14 protein-coding genes and 1 pseudogene are annotated in these 14,297 nt (G+C 52.1%); 2 read left to right on the top strand and 13 right to left on the bottom strand.

What is annotated here, in order from left to right; translation table 11 throughout:
- From ACVBEF_RS07630 to ACVBEF_RS07595, 8 genes and pseudogenes are all read right to left on the bottom strand, one after another.
- Positions 1 to 447, bottom strand: a pseudogene (locus ACVBEF_RS07630) (hypothetical protein); the annotation flags it as partial.
- 26 nt (positions 448 to 473) lie between these two features.
- Positions 474 to 1,061 (bottom strand): pilus assembly PilX family protein, encoded by a 588-nt coding sequence (locus tag ACVBEF_RS07625; RefSeq protein ID WP_447123343.1) that lies wholly within the window; start codon positions 1,059 to 1,061, stop codon positions 474 to 476.
- Entirely contained in the window at positions 1,058 to 1,780 is a 723-nt protein-coding gene (locus ACVBEF_RS07620; protein WP_447123342.1) for a PilW family protein, read from the bottom strand. Before ACVBEF_RS07620 ends, ACVBEF_RS07625 begins: the two co-directional genes overlap by 4 nt.
- 38 nt (positions 1,781 to 1,818) lie before the next feature.
- Positions 1,819 to 2,364, bottom strand: a complete 546-nt coding sequence (gene pilV / locus ACVBEF_RS07615) for a type IV pilus modification protein PilV (protein ID WP_447123341.1) — start codon at positions 2,362 to 2,364, stop codon at positions 1,819 to 1,821.
- Positions 2,361 to 2,930 carry a GspH/FimT family pseudopilin gene (locus tag ACVBEF_RS07610; protein ID WP_447123340.1) on the bottom strand — a complete coding sequence of 190 codons (570 nt, stop codon included), beginning with the start codon at positions 2,928 to 2,930 and terminating at the stop codon, positions 2,361 to 2,363. Before ACVBEF_RS07610 ends, pilV begins: the two co-directional genes overlap by 4 nt.
- A gap of 182 nt (positions 2,931 to 3,112) precedes the next feature.
- Positions 3,113 to 3,934, bottom strand: coding sequence for a quaternary amine ABC transporter ATP-binding protein (locus ACVBEF_RS07605; protein ID WP_447123339.1), 822 nt, complete (start codon positions 3,932 to 3,934; stop codon positions 3,113 to 3,115).
- Positions 3,931 to 4,824, bottom strand: a complete 894-nt coding sequence (locus ACVBEF_RS07600; RefSeq protein WP_447123338.1) for an ABC transporter permease — start codon at positions 4,822 to 4,824, stop codon at positions 3,931 to 3,933. Before ACVBEF_RS07600 ends, ACVBEF_RS07605 begins: the two co-directional genes overlap by 4 nt.
- Complete coding sequence (locus ACVBEF_RS07595; RefSeq protein ID WP_447123337.1) at positions 4,814 to 5,866, bottom strand: ABC transporter substrate-binding protein; 1,053 nt, start codon at positions 5,864 to 5,866, stop codon at positions 4,814 to 4,816. The genes ACVBEF_RS07600 and ACVBEF_RS07595 overlap by 11 nt, the downstream gene beginning before the upstream one ends.
- A gap of 144 nt (positions 5,867 to 6,010) precedes the next feature.
- On the opposite strand from ACVBEF_RS07595, the gene ACVBEF_RS07590 reads away from it, so the two are divergent.
- Positions 6,011 to 7,105 (top strand): 3-oxoacyl-[acyl-carrier-protein] synthase III C-terminal domain-containing protein, encoded by a 1,095-nt coding sequence (locus ACVBEF_RS07590; protein WP_447123336.1) that lies wholly within the window; start codon positions 6,011 to 6,013, stop codon positions 7,103 to 7,105.
- 178 nt (positions 7,106 to 7,283) lie between these two features.
- Here ACVBEF_RS07590 and ACVBEF_RS07585 read toward each other — a convergent pair whose 3' ends face one another.
- Both ACVBEF_RS07585 and ACVBEF_RS07580 read right to left on the bottom strand, forming a co-directional pair.
- On the bottom strand, positions 7,284 to 8,351 hold the full coding sequence (locus ACVBEF_RS07585) for a HoxN/HupN/NixA family nickel/cobalt transporter (RefSeq protein ID WP_447123335.1): 1,068 nt from the start codon (positions 8,349 to 8,351) through the stop codon (positions 7,284 to 7,286).
- A gap of 244 nt (positions 8,352 to 8,595) precedes the next feature.
- Entirely contained in the window at positions 8,596 to 9,219 is a 624-nt protein-coding gene (locus ACVBEF_RS07580) for a helix-turn-helix domain-containing protein (protein ID WP_447123334.1), read from the bottom strand.
- A gap of 654 nt (positions 9,220 to 9,873) precedes the next feature.
- Here ACVBEF_RS07580 and ACVBEF_RS07575 point away from each other — a divergent pair.
- Complete coding sequence (locus tag ACVBEF_RS07575; protein ID WP_447123333.1) at positions 9,874 to 10,311, top strand: hypothetical protein; 438 nt, start codon at positions 9,874 to 9,876, stop codon at positions 10,309 to 10,311.
- A 169-nt stretch (positions 10,312 to 10,480) separates the two neighbouring features.
- Here the strand turns inward: ACVBEF_RS07575 and ACVBEF_RS07570 are convergent, their stop codons facing one another.
- From ACVBEF_RS07570 to betC, 3 genes are all read right to left on the bottom strand, one after another.
- Positions 10,481 to 11,623: a porin gene (locus tag ACVBEF_RS07570; protein ID WP_447123332.1), complete on the bottom strand. Its 1,143-nt coding sequence runs from the start codon at positions 11,621 to 11,623 to the stop codon at positions 10,481 to 10,483.
- Positions 11,624 to 11,711: 88 nt separating this feature from the next.
- Positions 11,712 to 12,668 carry a choline ABC transporter substrate-binding protein gene (gene choX, locus ACVBEF_RS07565; RefSeq protein WP_447123331.1) on the bottom strand — a complete coding sequence of 319 codons (957 nt, stop codon included), beginning with the start codon at positions 12,666 to 12,668 and terminating at the stop codon, positions 11,712 to 11,714.
- Positions 12,669 to 12,707: 39 nt separating this feature from the next.
- Positions 12,708 to 14,270, bottom strand: a complete 1,563-nt coding sequence (gene betC / locus ACVBEF_RS07560; RefSeq protein WP_447123330.1) for a choline-sulfatase — start codon at positions 14,268 to 14,270, stop codon at positions 12,708 to 12,710.
- Positions 14,271 to 14,297 lie beyond the last annotated feature (27 nt).

Below are 14,297 nucleotides of genomic sequence, written 5' to 3'. Positions count from 1 at the left end.
ATAAGCGTTACCCCCGTAAGTCACCGTCGAAAAGGTCACCTGCACGCCTTGATTGGTAGGAAACGGCGTGGTGGAAATGACCGAACCGGTCTGGCTATTTCCATTTGAGCCGTTCGCTGTTGTATCCCCGTTGGTGAGCCGCAGTGCGCCTTGCCCGACCGGATCGGGCAAACGGCCACTGACACCGCCCACCTGCGTCTTTCCGCTGTAATAAGCCAACCCGTTACAGGCCGGAATCGAGCTCGTGACACCAGTTCCGGCAGTCAGGCACGCGCCGTTCGTGGTGGTCCATCCATAACTGGACGACGCGCCGGTCAGCGTGTCGCTGACGACCAGTTGCGCATAGCCGGGAAGCGGGACTAATGCCGACGCTGACAACAGCAACGCAACCGCATAAGGAGGCAAATAAGGAGACAAATAAGGCGTACTTCTATTGAGTTTTTTCATTTTGCGCATCTCTCATCTCTTATAGTTTAAGGATTATCCAGAGGTGTGACTTTGGCGGCGACCGCAACAACGCTTTGCACCACCGAAACACTGTTCGTACTCCCGCCGAAACCTGCTGCGGTGACCGTGTACAGGGCTTGCTGACCGCTCGGCGCGAGTCCGATGTAGGCGACGTAGAGTCGCGGCGTGGCGGCGTAATTGATATCCAGATTGGCGTTGCCATCGGTAGCCGTGCCGCCACCAGCGGCGACGATCATGGCTGGCGGCGTGTAGAGCAAACTGCCGACCCAGTTGGCGGGATCGGTCTGATTCGTGAGCAGATTTGAGCAGGCCTGCATGTTGGCAACGGACGTAACCGTGCCCGTGGTGCTACACGTTACCCCGATGCCGGGCGTCCCCTGACCTAACCACCATTCACCATATTGCAGCGCGTTCTGGGCTGACTCATAGGCTCGTTCTTTTTCTCTGACATTGCCGGCAATTTTTTCCAGCAAGCCGTAGCCGCGAAACATACTGATGGCCAGTAACGTCAGCATGACCAAAATCAACAACGCCGTCACGAGGGCAAAGCCGCTGCGCTTTGTAAGGGATGACGTCACGCGCAGGCCTGTCATGCTTTATTCATCAAATTAATCATGTGAACCATCACGGGAAGAATTTTTGTCGTCGTTGCGGTCGAATTGACCAGATCGACAAAATTGATTTGCACCTGCACCGACTGCACGACAGGCCAATAGCCGCCGGTGGTGACGGCGCTGGCAGAAAGATAGGTATCGGTACTGCCAACGCCGGTTGTATCGACGCCGTATAAGACCTTCATCGAAGACACGTTATCGACCAGAATGCTGGCCGTGCCGGGTGTGCCGCCGTTGATGCTGACGGCGCACGTGAGCTGGTTCGCTGCATTGACGGCAAAACTGTTGCTCCACGCTACGGCAGATCCGCTGGTATTGGTGTCGCCCAGACAATCCATTAAACCGTCGCCGCTAGCCGTTTGAAAGCGAATATTGAGCGTATCGCTGGCATTGCCGCTGCCGCTGGTGCCGCTAATACCTTGCGCCATCGCGAATGTCGTGCCATCGGGGTTCGCCGTTGATGCTGCCGGTAACGCATTGTTGGCGGTGGTGGTCGTCGGGTTGGTGTAATACCCTGAGGCACGCACCGTGTTATCCAACACCGTCAAAGCAAATCGCTGGCTTTCCTGGACCCGGGACTGCGCGTCTTGCGTACCGAAGCTATTTCTCAACGTCAATACGATGGCAATCATTGCGGCGAGTAAAAACAAGCTCACGGCAATAGCAATCATCAACTCTATGAGACTAAAGCCGGACATCCGGGCGTGTCTGCTTCTGCGAGGGACTATGCGCATCATCATGGTTCTACGAAAACACTGAAGGACTGTGTCTGACTGGAAGCGCCTGCAGCGGTCGCGCTATTGATGGCGATTCTGTTCTCGGTCCACGTGACATATATCTGGCAACTGATGGGCTGAGCGGCGGTGCAGTTGACCTTGGCGGTATAGGTTGGAAATTGGCCATTCATGCTGGCGACCCAGGTTTGAAAGTCATACGCGGCCAACGCCGCCGGTGTGCATTTGGTGGTGCAAGCGCCGCTCACCGTGGCATTGAGAACACCGCTGGCGTCCGTCACCGTGGTGCCGGTTGCCGAAAAACTGGTCGGAGGCGCGGCCCCCCATAACGCGCTATTGGCGTGCATCGCCGAGACCAGACTGCCAACTTGCAAAGCAATGAGAGAGCGGCTACCGGAGTTCTGCGCACCAGAGATCGCCAGGGCCTGCATCTTGGCTAAGCCAAGCAAGCCCACAGCCATCACCAGCATGGCAATCAAGACTTCAATTAAGGTGAATCCGCGTTTAGTTTTAATTAGACGATTGATTGGAGAGATATGTGCACTCATGCGCAAGCACCCGTCCCCGCTGCCTGTACAACATCCCGACCGGTTTTGATGATGGCCACGCATTGCGTGGCAGCACTATTGACCGGGGTCGTATGCAACGTGAAAGTGACGGTGCCAGTTCCCGGTAAAGCGACCATGAAACCGTCTCTGCTATACGTCAGCCACGACACGGCATTGTTGGCGACCAACGTATCGGTGCCGACAAAGCTTTTTTGTAACCGCAAGATCGTGCCAACAGTCTGGTTGGCTAAGGGATCGACAAAAACAATCCAGCCAGTATTCCAGGACGTAGAGGACGAACAAGTCGCGCCATCCACGGACGCACAGATCGTCGCCGGCAAACCCTGCTCGATGGCAACCGAGCGCGCAAATTGCAAATCTTTGGTAAAGCCGCTGATTTCTCCGAGAGAGCGAAAGCGCTGGGTTGTGCCCATAAACGACGGCATCGCAACGGCCATAAAGATGCCGATAATAGCGACAACAATCATCACCTCTATGAGGGTGAAGCCGGGATTAAAGCCGGGGGAAAAGTCGCGTTTGGATCGATCATGAGAGGTCTTAATCATAAGAATTTATGTTACCAGAACATAAATATTTATGAGGATAAGTCCGTAAATTCAGGCAGATACATCTCCGTAAAACAACGACTGAATAAACCTACCTCAATCTGGGTTTGGCAGTCTTAGGAGAGTTGTGTTTAATGCAGGCAACACTGCGCTCTGGGTGGCCCTACGCGGTCTGGGTGGCCCTACGCGGTCTGGGACGGCTCGCGTTTTTCGACAAAACGGCGCACATAATCGTCCGCCGGATGCTGCAAAATCTCGACCGGTGCGCCTTCCTGTACCAGCTTTCCGTCGCGCAAAATCGCAATCCGAGAACCGATACGCAAGGCCTCGTCCAGATCGTGGGTAATGAACACAATAGTTTTCTGCAAGCTCGCCTGCAAGGCCAGCAACTGGTCCTGCATCTCGCTGCGGATCAAGGGATCGAGCGCACTAAAAGCCTCGTCCATGAGTACGATATCGGTATCCATCGCCAGTGCGCGTGCCAGCCCGACGCGCTGGCGCATGCCGCCAGAAAGCGCATCCGGATAGTTGTTCTCGTAACCGGCAAGCCCAACATGCTCGGTCCAGTCGCGGGCAACGCGCAAACTGGCAGCGCGCTGATCGCCCCGCACCAACAAACCGTAGGCAATATTCTCCAACACGGTCTGATGCGGCAACAGCCCAAAATTCTGAAACACCATGCTGATCCGGCGACGGCGCAAGTCCCGTAAACCGGCTGCATTGAGCGTCAGAATATTCTGACCATCGATAAATATTTCGCCCGCCGTCGGATCGATCAGACGGTTGAAATGGCGCACCAAGGTTGACTTTCCTGACCCCGACAACCCCATGATCACAAAGATTTGTCCCGCCGTAATTTGCAGGCTGACATGGTCCAGACCGACGTTGCAATTGTGCTGCTGCAAAATGTCCGACTTGGTTTTGCCATTGCGCAATTGATGCAGCGCTTGCTGCTCGTTAGGGCCAAAGATTTTGACGATGCCACGCGCTTCTATTTTGATCATTTCAAGGTCTGTTGTTGTGTGTTCGGCTGCGTCAATGCGATGCGCTGGCGGCGCGTCAGACCGTAGCCCTGACTGATGCGGTCAATGACGATAGCAAGAATCACGATCGCAATCCCGGCCTGCAAACCGGTACCGGTGTCGAGCGTCTGGATCCCCTCCAGCACGTCTTCGCCCAGCCCGCGCGCACCGATCATCGAGGCAATCACCACCATCCCCAGCGCCATCATCGTGGCCTGATTAATCCCCGCCATAATGCTGGGCCGCGCCAATGGCAATTGCACGCCGATCAGCAATTGCCATTGGCTGGTCCCAAACGACCACGCCGCCTCGGTCAGATCAGCATCGACCTGGCGTATCCCCAGATCGGTGAGCCGAATCAGCGGCGGCAGCGCATACACCACGGTGGCAAAAATCGCCGGCACTTTGCCCAGCCCAAATAACATCAAGACCGGAATCAGATACACAAACGTCGGCAAGGTCTGCATCACGTCAAGCACCGGCAGCAGCAACTTACGCAACCAGCGAGAGCGCGACATCCAGACGCCGAGCGGGACGCCGATCAGCAAGGTCAGCACCGTTGACACCAGCATCAGCGCCAAGGTCTGCATCAACTTATCCCAGAGGCCGAACGCGCCGATCAGATAGAGCAAAGCGACCAGCAAACCGGTCACTACCGGACGGCGGGTCGCGTGTAATGCCAGCAAGCCGACTGCCAGCAATACCGCCCACGGCGGCGCGGCACGCAAGACCGTCTCCAGCGGCACTAACACCCACGTTAGCACCGCATCGCTAATCGCATGAAAATGGTCGCCGTAGTGGGCGACCAGCCATTCCACGCCGTGGTTAATGGCCTGCTTTATTGAGAGCGAAACAAACAGTTCACTTTGCATAGTCACTGAGCTTAGCGGCAATATCGGTCGGCACCCATTGCTTCCAGACATCGGGATGCTGCTTGAGGAAGTTTTGTGCAACCTGCGCCGCCGTCAGTTTCTGGTCCGCCATCTGGGCTAACGACTGGTTGAGCACATCGAGTGGAATCGTGAACTTCTCCAAAAATGCACTGAGCACCGGATCGGCATCCTTAAACGTCTTGGATACGCCAGCCTGAATCACCGCCTCGGGTGCAGCGCAGCCGCAAGGAGCGGGATGACTTTTATCAGCCAGCGTCTCAAAGCAAGCCGCGTTAAACGCAGGCTCTTGCAACCGTATAAATTTGAACTTCCCCATCAAGGCCGTCGGTGCCCAGTAATAAAACAAAATCGGTTTACCGCGCTGATACGCCGACGTAATCGCCGCATCCAGCGCAGGGCCGGTGCCGGGACGGAAATTGACGTAGCTATCGGTGAGCTTATAGGCCTTCAGTTTCTGACTATTGACACCCTCGCAGGACCAGCCGGTCGGGCAATTTAAAAAGCGTCCTTTGGATGGCTCTTCGACATCCTTAAACAGCGCTTTATAAGCTGGCAAATCGGCCACCGATGTCAATGCCGGAGCCATCGGCTTAATGCCACGACTGGTGTCACCCTTGATCACATACTCAGGCACATACCAACCCTCGCTGGCCCCGACGATGACGTGACCGAGCGGGACCACGCTACCGGCCTTGGCCGCAACATTCCAGGCATCGCTACGGCCCACCCACTCTTCGGCCAGCACCTGAATATCGTTCTTCGACAGCGCCACTTCCATCGCCACCGTGTTGCCGGGAATGGTCTCGGTCTTGCAGCCGTAGCCTTTTTCCATGACGGTGCGCATTACTTCGGTGAGAACGGATCCGCTCTCCCAGTTGAGTCCGGCGAATTTGACTGGTTTGCCGCTGGCGCACCAAGGTGACGGGGCGGATGTGGCTAGCGCCGGTTGGCTGGCAAAGAAGGAACCGCTGATCAGTAATGCGCTAGCAAGAAGATTGGAATGTCTAAAATTGATTGTCATATTTACCTCTGCCGTTATCGAATTGTGATTATTAGGTGACCTGACAAATTAGATTAATTTCTCGAATTGATCAATTGGAGAAATTTCTCATTGGAAATAATATTGCTGATCAATTTACCAACGTATATTTTCCTGAGGCCGTTAATGAATAACAGTTATATAGTTGGTATTAATTCAGTTATTGCACCATCGTACAATCCCGTTGAGATCATTAATATGATCTATCCTCCTGCGATGGTTTCAGAAAGAACAAATCAGGTCATCAAAAAATTAGCCCGGCAGGTCGGAATTCGTAACAGATCAACGGTGCGTGATACTTCAAGATATCCAGAGTTGAAATTATTAAATACATCTTACTCATCAAAAGAATGGGGAAAGAAGTTAATCAGAGAAGTCACGCACAATTCCGGGATTGAATTTGATGATATAGGCTTTTTATCTGTCAGCTATAACGCTAGTTCACATCAGGAATTTATACCCAATCTAGCCTGTCAGATAGCGCAAGATCTTCAACTAAATTTAAATTCACCACCAGAAGTACTACCTTACCTTGGCTGTGGAGGAGGTATGTTTGCTATTCAATCAGCGATCGAATATTGTAAAAAAAATAATAAAACCGCCGTAGTTTTTATATTTGATCAGTGCAGTTGGACAGCCAATCCCATTTATGACAAAGAGAGTCCCAATTTCAAAAGAAACTTACGCTCAAACTTGTTATTTAATGATGGCGGAGTCGCCGTTCTTATCGCTCCCGACTGTTTATTGAGCAAAGTCAAATCCGATATCGCACTTAAAATACGCGACATCAATGTCGGCTACTCTCCTGGCGCTGCAATTAGCATGGTAGGCACCAGCTTTCTGGTGGATGACGGTGTTGAGGAGGTCATGCCAAAATTGGTTTCTTCCAAGTCTGTCATGCCACTACTTCTGAACAATCATTTATCAGTCCAGGACATTGACGAATGGAGTATCCATCAAGGAGACATTCCAATTCTCAACAGGTTCAAAGAAATTGACACTCTGGGCTTAACTGAAAAAGATATTGAGGCCTCCAAAAATTTATTCGAAAACTTCGGAAATTTCAGTTCACCTAGCGTCTTTTTCATTCTCGAACATTTTTTCCACGCCAAGAAGAATGCGCAATCAACTGGTGTAGCAGTCAGTTTTGGTGCTGGATATTATTACGGCTCTTTGCTATACGAACGCACATCCCTCATTAAGAATGCATCTTCTGCCTGATTCAGCCGCTATGGCCCATCCAATGAAGACACTCGCGAACTACTCAGAAAAAATCAGAATCGCATGTGTGAATTATTGCTTGATGGCGCACGATCCGAACGCATCGGGGAGTTCGATCACACCTATTTCGACGACTTACGTCAAACAATCAAATCTTCAGCTGCCAGCTCAAAATCCATCACGACCGCGAGACACATTCCGGCTCCAGGTCATCGTACCCACGCCACCGATAGAACGCAATTGACGCCGCCCAGCACAGAATAAAAAAGCCAATAATCGCAAAGCCGACGTTCCCAAAATTTCCCGTCAAGAGGCTAATGATCTCCCAGAATTTCCCCTCCAGCGCCATCTTGTCGCCAATCAGGCCCAGCACCTCCAACCCGCCAATCGCCAATGCCACCATCACGGACACCAGTGTAATGGTCATGTTGTAATACAGCTTACGCACCGGCTTAACGAAGGCCCAGCCATACAGCCCCAGCATCAGCGTGCTGTCGAGCGTATCGATCAAGGACATGCCGGCGGCAAACAAGACCGGAAACACCAGAATCGACCAGATCGGCAAGCCGCCTGACCCCTGCGTGGCGGCGATTCCCAAGAGCGCAATTTCGGTCGCCGTATCAAACCCCAACCCAAACAGAAATCCCAACGGATACATGTGCCAGCTACGTGAAATCATGGCAAACATGGGGCAAAACAATTTGGACAGAAATCCTCTGCTATTGAGCAACAGATCAATGTCTTCCTCAACATAAGCACCGCCCTTGCGGACGTGCTGAAAGACTTTGTAAATCGAAAGAAACACCATCAGATTGATGACGCCGATCAGGATCAAAAAGAAAGCCGACACCAGCGTGCCGACAATGCCGCCGATCAACTTGAACTCTTCCATCGGCCCGGTCAGTGCCGAAGCAGCTACCGCAATGGCAATCGACGCCAGCAACACCACGGTGGAATGGCCTAATGAGAAAAAGAAACCGACCGCGACCGGGCGCTGGCCCTCTTGCATTAATTTACGGGTGACGTTGTCAATGGCGGCGATATGGTCAGCGTCAACCGCGTGGCGCAGACCAAAACTGTAGGCCAAAAATGCAGTGCCGAGCAATACCGGATGACCGCTAAAAGCCACAATCGCCCATGCCCACGCCAAAAGATTAAACACCAGCAAGAAGCCGTAGATACCCCAAATTCTGGCGCGCAGCGGTTTATCCATTCGGTTAAATGCTGATTTTAAAGTGGTGAGCATGGGGGCTTTTTATGTTTGATGAATGGGGAACGGCGCTTTTCTAAAGCCGGCATCCAGCCCAGGTAAGTAATGCGCCCAAGGCATCGGTCGATCGTGTGCCTGCGGAACAACCGTTGGTATAGAACGCAGGCTAATCAAGCACGACTCTTTATCAGGCACAAAAAAACCGCCAAGATTGCGCATTATAAAGAGGCGTGGCGGTTGTGTTGGGAGAAATATAGCAGCGTTGCTAATCCATGAGCAGCTATAGCGTCGCCATAACCGCTTCCATAAACGCATTAAATCGCACCGGATCAATCTTTGTATCTTCCACAAATCGAGCATACGCAATGAGGATCAAAGCGGCGCGCTTTTTGGGCCCTGCGACCATCTTACGATCGCGCAGAAATCTCTCTATGCCGCCGATGACTTGCATCAGCAAATTCCAGTCAATGACGGTGTCTTGCACTATGTCGGCAGCGGTATTGAGCTCGTCGACAATATAGGGCGGTTGATCGCTATCGATGACGATACCAGTCGAGTAGTCAGCATCTTCTTCCTGCCCTCTGATATGGTAAAGAATGCGCTCACGCTCACGGGGGTCGCCGTAGAGCGCTGAGTCAGATTGATTGCTGCCCAGCCGCTCGGGCGCATTGCAGAGGCGCTCCGGGGGATGAAACAGGTTCAGGAGATGGCGCGTGCCGGTAATGATGTAACCAACATCGGCACCTGCCTTAGCCACCGCAGCTAAATAATTAGCGTCTGGGGTCCTTGCACAATGTTCGTAGCTAAACTGCGTTTTCCGCCCGACACCAGCGAGGGCGGCAAAATTAGTTTGATTCATCCCGAGACGCTCTCGCTCTTCTTTCAGACGCTCACCAATGTTCATAATTTACCCATTTACAAAAAACATTATTGACATCAGATACATACGTACCCATACTCAAATCCATCAATTCACATACAAACGTTGCTATTCATAGCAGCGCTTGTATATAGGACTTATGCAAAACCGTCCTGGCAAGGACGCCGGGACGGTTTTGCGTAAGTACCCAATAAGTGCCCATAAAGAGCAGTCGCAGGACGCCATTCGCATGATCAGATCACACAAAAATCCGTGAAAAAATCTGCAAAATTGGCGAAATATCGCCAGAAACATCGCCATCGTGTCGGGTCAGAAAGATATCTTTCTGGCTTGATGCATTAACGACAATTGTAGTCGCGGCAATCGGCATCCCCGTCTGGCTTTGCCACGCCGGGATGATGGTTGATACGTTGTCTGCAATGCCGACGTATCAGCCTGGCCGATACAAAACGGTGGTAAGCCACCGCCCACTAATTACACACGAGGACTCACGTAACACGCACAGCAACGCTGGCAACATATTAACCAATCCTCCCGACAAAGCCCGTCTAAAAACAGGCCAAAGGGATAACGCTACTCAGGCGATTTTGCGTCTGTCCTGAGACCCCGGCATATTACGCCGGAGAAATCATCTTCACAACCCCGCCATATTTACTCGAAAAATAGGAAATTTCGCTTATGAATAATCGCCAGCCCAACCCTTATCTTACTCAATCAGAACGCGCTCCTTATGAACTCGGCCATTTACTGATGCAAATGCCCGTCGATTTTACTAGCAGCAACCCCCTCACAACGGAGGAGCGCCTGATTATCGAAGCTGCCAGAGAGCACGTTATTTTTGCCAGTGAGACATTAATGGATGGTTTGGAGGCGCTGGGCCAGGTGATGTTTATAGCGGGGACGAATAAGCGCCTAGATGTGAATGGCGATCGACTCGCTAGTTTGGGTTGTCTGATTTCGCACCTTTCGGCTGAAATGCAATTTCTCCACGAAACCGAATACAGCATCCGCGAAAAACTGGAAATGCTGGACGCCCGGGCAGCAAGCGAGAATAGAAATAACCACGGAACAAGAACTAGCCTTGCAGATAGAATTAAAAGTGCCCATGAACGTTGATTGACGCTAACGGACCAAACGGTCTTGGTAATCGGGTAGTTCAGAACAAATAAAAGCGCCGGAGGTTACTCCGGCGCTTTTAGCTCACTGCCGTGGATTGCACAATATTTTTGGTCCATTCCAACGTGTGCGTAGTATGTATGTGCAGCTACTCTGAACTGAAGACGCATTAAAACTTGGTATGCATACCGATGCGAATATCGGATTGCCGGTTAGTACTCGATGGCGTAAAACTATAACCAATGACGGCGTTGGTATTGCTTGATGCTTTTAAATAATCGCCGGAGACATAGATCGCGGTACGCTTGGAGAGCGCATACGTCATCCCTGCCGAGATCTGGTTCCAACGCGAGGCTTCAAAGCTTGTGTGTTGATAGCCAAGTACGCCAAGCAGTGCTGCGGTGAGCTGATAGGTTCCGCCGATTTCTTCCACACGCATTTGCGAGGTTTGTCCAAAACCTTTGAATGTCGTGTCGGTAAAGTTACCCAAGAGCGAAAACGCACCAAACACATATTGCGCACCGATCGTCACGATGCCCTGACTATCGACCGGGAACGCATTGACAGAGTACAAATCGGTGACAGCGCCGGTAACCGGATCGACTGTTGCGACTTGCTGGCCCAGAAATGTTTGTACGCCGATAGCCGCAAACGGATCAAGTGCACTCACGCCGAAAGGGTTATTGAGGCGGGTATAGGCGACGCCAGTGGTGAAGGGACCGCTGGTGTAATGCGCGCCGGCACTCCAGGCACTTTTGGTGTGACCGTTGCCAGCGACTTCGCCGAAGGAATACATCGCGCCATATTTAAAACCGTTGAACTCGGCACTGGAAAATTTGACGGCATTTTTGAGTCTATCCATATTGAATCGATCAAAGTCGCCTTGATGGATGGCATAGCCGCTGGCAAAGGCGCTGACGTTGAATTCCTCAACATAATCGGCAATAAAATCGTATTGATTGCCCAGCATGAGCGCGCCCCATGGATTTTGCAGCCCGACGTAGGCTTGACGCCCGAATAGTGCGCCGCCTTGACGCAGGGCCCCGGTGCCGAGATGAAACCCGTTTTCAAGAACAAACACCGCCTTGAGTCCGTCGCCCAAATCTTCCACCCCTTTAAAACCCAGGCGATTGCCTAAATTGACGCTGTCGTCCATGCGCACATTATGTCCTCCACCTTCGTTGGTCACTGCCGTAATACCGGCATCGATGACGCCGTAAATGGCCACGCTGCTTTGTGCCTGCACGAGGCTGCTGACCCCGATGATGGCCACGGATGCGGCAACTAACACCAGACCTTTAATCCTATGCATTTCATTCCCCTTTTTAAATAATATATCGCTATAAAAACAGCGCCCGATTGCCCGCTTATTCGCCCTCCCTTGCACCGAATAAGCGTTATTACAGTTGCCCGATAACCTTTTTAACTGCTGCCAGACCATCTTCACCGCTGCGAGTCTTCACGCCCGCTAGCCATGTGTCCAATACTGCCGGGTTCGCTTGTAGTTGATGCAGCGCTGCTGTTTTAGCATCGATTTTCTGCTCAAGGACGTCGGTAATAATCGCGTTTTCCAGACCGACATTAAATTCAAGCTGTGTAAACAGGCGCCCGACATTGGGGCATTGGGCCGCATAACCACGACGTGAAACGGTGTTGACTGTAGCGCTGCCATAGTTAGGGCCGAAATAGTCCTTATCACCGTCGAGATAACTGATGTGAAACTTCGTGTTCATCTGATGCGGTTCCCAAGCCAGAAAAACGATCCACTCTTTGCTACGTTCTTTACGCGCTACCTGACTCAACATACTCTGCTCGCTGGACTCCACCAGCGTCCAGCCATTGAGGCCATAACTTTTGGCGTCAAGCATTTTTTTGATGTTTTGATTGGCCGGTGAGCCGGGTTCAATGCCGTAGATTTTGTGATCAAATTTATCGGCATATTTGGCCAGATCGTCAAAGTTTTTGACTCCGGCGCTCGCAACATAATCCGGTACGGCCAAGGTAAATTTGGCATTGGGAAGATTGGGATGGACGACGTCAATTTTGCCGTCCTTAATCATCGAATCAACCATCGGTTTTTGGGCAGGCATCCAATTACCGAGAAACACGTCGATTTGCTCTTTCTGTAAACCAACGTAGGTAATCGGTACCGATAGCGTGGAGATTTTTTGTTCATAACCGAGTGCGCCGAGCAAGACGCCCGCAATCGCGTTGGTGGACGTAATATCGGTCCACCCCGGGTCTGCCATACGCACCAGTTTGCAAGCATCCGGCTCCGCGCTGAAGGCGCTTTGGCCAGCTAGCAAGGTTCCGACAAGCAGACAGGCTGCTCCTACAATGCGACGATTTTTCCCCATGATGCATTCCCCCCTTTGGTTAAAGAATATAAGCAAAAATTAACGTGTATTGACTGATGGAAACCGTGCCCTTGCCTCGAGCACGTCTAAATCAATGTGATTACGCATAAAGCGCTGGCTCGCATTTTGTAATGGTTGATGATCCCAGGGTTGATGTATCCCAACGTTTTGGGCGGCGAAGTGAAACAGGCGGCGGCGCTGACTGGCGATGACCTGATCGTGCAGCTTGGGCAGATTCCAGCGCATAGCCACCTCACTGCGCAACTGCGCCAGAACGGCGGCGGCGGGGACATTAGCCAAATTACGCAGCTCTTGCGGATCTTCAACCAAGTTGTAGAGCTGATCAGGGTCAGCTGGCGAATGAATAAATTTATAGGGGCCACGCCGGATCATGACGATAGGAGCAATCGCGCCTTCGCCCAGGTATTCGCCAATCACTTCGTCATGCGCTGGGATACCTTGCAGATGTGCCAATAAGCTGCGCCCATCGAGTACCTCGGGATAAGGCGGGGGCGCGCCGTCAAAGGCGAGATCAACTAGCGTTGGCAACATATCGACTAACGATACCGATGCGGCAACCCGGTGCGCTTTAAAGCGCTTAGGCGCATGCACAATCAACGGAATCCGGCAGGCGTTCTCAAAGAAACTCATTTTGTACCAGAGCCCACGCTCGCCCAGCATATCGCCATGATCGGCGAGGACGACGATGATCGTGTCGTCGGCCAACCCGGTTTGCTCCAGCGTGCGGCGTATGCGGCCAATCTGCGCATCGACGTAAGACACCGCGCCATAATAGGCGTGGCGCGCGTCGCGTATGTGCTGCTCAGTGACTGGCGTGTTGTCCATGTCGCTGACGTGGCGCAGACGCAGCGAATGGGAATCTTGCTCGGCGGGCATCAAGCTTACTTTGGGGAGGTCGATGTCGTCATCTTGATACAGATCCCAATATTCTTTGGGGATGGCGTAGGGATCGTGCGGATGGGTCATCGAGACAACCATGCAAAACGGACGCTCAGCAGATTCGCGTGCAATGTCGAACAATTTTTGCTGCGCCAAAAAGACTACTTCTTCATCGAAATCAAGCTGATTCGTACGCACGCAGGGACCGGCTTCGATCACGGACTTCATATTGTGATACCAGCTTGGCCGAGTCTCGGGATGCTCCCAATCGGGGGTCCAGCCAAAATCTGCCGGATAGATATCGGTGGTTAGTCGCTCTTCAAAACCGTGCAACTGATCGGCACCGCAAAAATGCATTTTTCCCGACAGAATGGTCCGATAGTTCGCATGGCGCAGATGGTGGGCAAAGGTCAGTACTTCAGATGGCAACTCGGCGGCATTGTCGTAAGCGCCGATGGCCGAGGGCAACTTCCCGGACATAAAAACATAGCGCGACGGCGCGCATAGCGGACTGTTGGAATAGGCGTTTTCAAACACTACACCGGTGTTAGCGAGCGCATCTATATTGGGCGTTTTGGTGATCTGATTGCCGTAGGTTGACAGGGCCGTCGCGGTCAACTGGTCCGCCATCAGAATCAAGATATTCGGCTTGCGCGCAGGCGACATTTTCTTGGTTGAATCCGTCATTTTTTGCGTCATCATTGGCTCCTTACATATTATTTATTTATG

It is taken from the genome of Glaciimonas sp. GG7, from assembly GCF_052976905.1.
This window is presented reverse-complemented; position numbering and strand designations above follow the sequence as displayed.